Source organism: Candidatus Melainabacteria bacterium RIFOXYA2_FULL_32_9 (assembly GCA_001784615.1).
Classification (GTDB): domain Bacteria; phylum Cyanobacteriota; class Vampirovibrionia; order Gastranaerophilales; family UBA9579; genus UBA9579.
Genome location: MFRQ01000053.1, coordinates 1 through 2,310, shown reverse-complemented (window position 1 = coordinate 2,310; position 2,310 = coordinate 1). Strand labels below are relative to the sequence as shown.

Genomic DNA, 2,310 nt, shown 5'->3' with positions numbered 1-2,310 from the left:
CCGTGTTGATTCCACAATGGCAAGAGAAGCTGACAGTTTATTACTTATAAATGCAGGTATTGAGGTAAGTGTAGCTGCAACAAAGTCCTATACAGCTCAAGTACTTGCATTCTATTTATTAGCTCTCTATCTTGCAGAAGTTAAACAAGCTATTTCTTCTGAATATGCAACAAGGTTTAAAGAAGAACTGTTACAGCTTCCTCAAAAAGTGGAGATGATTCTTAGCAATAAAGAAGTCATTCAAAAATGCGCAAAAGCCTTCCATAGCACTAGAGACTTTATCTATATAGCTCGTGGAATAAATTTCCCGGTAGCTTTAGAGGGCGCATTAAAATTAAAAGAAATCAGTTACATAAATGCAACAGGCTATCCGGCAGGGGAATTAAAGCATGGCCCTATAGCAATGCTTGATGAAACCATGCCTGTTCTCTCTATACTAATGCCAGGACTTGTTTATGACAAAATTCTATCAAACAGTGAAGAAGCAAAAGCAAGAGATGCAAGATTGATCGCTTTAACTTCTTCAGAAGACAAAAATCTTGAATCAATTTTTGATTTTATAATCAAAATTCCTCACATTGATGAAATTTTCTCACCTGTCTTAACAACAATCCCACTACAACTTTTAGCATATTATATAGCTGAATTTTTAGGTAAAGACGTAGATCAACCGAGAAATTTAGCGAAATCAGTTACTGTAGAATGAAAATATCCAATTGAATGATGGAAATTTTAACTAAACAGTTCACATTAGATAAGCCAAAAAGTGTAACCGTAGAATATATTGAAAGCTATATAAAAGAATCTGGTTATACACCTCTAAGATGGGCAATAGTTAAGTCTGGAAATAATAAATTAATAGTGGATACGGTAGTTATACTAGATTAAGGGAGCTAAAAATGCTTGAATTTAACTGGAAGAATGTAGACAGTGCAGTTATAGGTAATGAACACGGCATAAATGTCACAAAAGAATTTGAAAATTACAAAACCAAGATTGCAGAAATCATTTCTGACATTTATGGTAATAAAAACACACCTGATAGATGGTTAGCCTGGATGAATCTTGGATATAATGAAGAATTGGTTAAAGAAATTAACGATTATGCAAGTCAGGTTAAAGGAAAATTTGATAATTTATTAGTATTAGGCATTGGTGGATCTGCCCTTGGAGGAATTGCAGTAACAGAAGCACTCCTAAAACCATACTGGAACCTGCTTGATAAAGAAGCAAGAAACAATTTTCCAAGAATATTCTTTTTAGACAATATTGACCCTGATCAAATTAATGGACTGTTAAATGTTTTAGACTTAAAGAAAACCCTTGTTAATGTAATAACCAAATCCGGCAGCACAGCTGAAACTATGTCACAATTCATGATTTTAAAAGACAAATTAACAAAAGAGCTTGGAGCTGATTATAAAGAACATATTGTTGCAACAACAGATCAATCAAAAGGTATATTAAGACAAATCACAGATGAAGAAGGATATAAATCATTTATAGTTCCTGATGATGTAGGTGGAAGATTCTCTGTATTCTCAGCTGTCGGTCTTTTACCTTTTGGATTAGTAGGAATAAACATTGCTGAGCTATTAAGAGGCATTAGAGATTTAGATAAAGAATTAGCTAATACAGATATCAATAAAAATATAGCAGCACAAAACGCACTTATTCAATATTTAATGGATCAAAATTGCAAAGACATATCAGTAATGATGCCATATTCAAGCAAATTAAGATTCGTTTCAGATTGGTATGTACAATTATGGGCTGAATCATTGGGTAAAGAAAAAGATTTAAATGGCAACATTATAAATGCTGGCCCAACTCCGATTAAAGCAGTAGGAGCAACAGATCAACATTCACAAATTCAGCTTTATAATGAAGGCCCTAATAACAAGATTATCAATTTTATCAGAGTAAAAGAATTTGATACTGAGCTTAAAATTCCAACGGTATTCTCAAATACCGGTATTGGATATTTATGTGGAAAAACCATAAATGATCTAATAAATGCAGAAGCTGACTCTACTAAAGTTGCTTTAACAGACTTCAAACGTCCTAATATAACGCTTACTCTGCCAAAAATTAATGAATATTATCTGGCACAACTTTTATATATGCTGGAAGTTCAAACTGCAATAGCAGGAGGCCTTTACAATATTGATGCATTTAACCAGCCAGGTGTTGAACAGGCTAAAAACTACACTTATGCATTAATGGGAAGAAAAGGCTATGAACAATCAGCCTCAGAATTAAGAGAAAAAATGGCAATAACAAAATAAGAAAAACCTAAAAACAAACAAA

1 protein-coding gene and 1 pseudogene (1 of these 2 only partly in view) are annotated in these 2,310 nt (G+C 32.9%); both read left to right on the top strand.

The features are described 5' to 3' along the window. Positions 1-706: pseudogene (locus A2255_08745) on the top strand (glutamine--fructose-6-phosphate aminotransferase) (it extends 1,138 nt beyond the left edge of the window). A 193-nt stretch (positions 707-899) separates the two neighbouring features. Continuing rightward, positions 900-2,288 carry a hypothetical protein gene (locus A2255_08740; protein ID OGI21758.1) on the top strand — a complete coding sequence of 463 codons (1,389 nt, stop codon included), beginning with the start codon at positions 900-902 and terminating at the stop codon, positions 2,286-2,288. Positions 2,289-2,310: the final 22 nt, after the last annotated feature.

Coding starts and splice junctions, on each gene's coding strand:
- A2255_08740 (OGI21758.1), top strand. CDS start 900: ATGCTTGAATTTAACTGGAAGAATGTAGACAGTGCAGTTATAGGTAAT.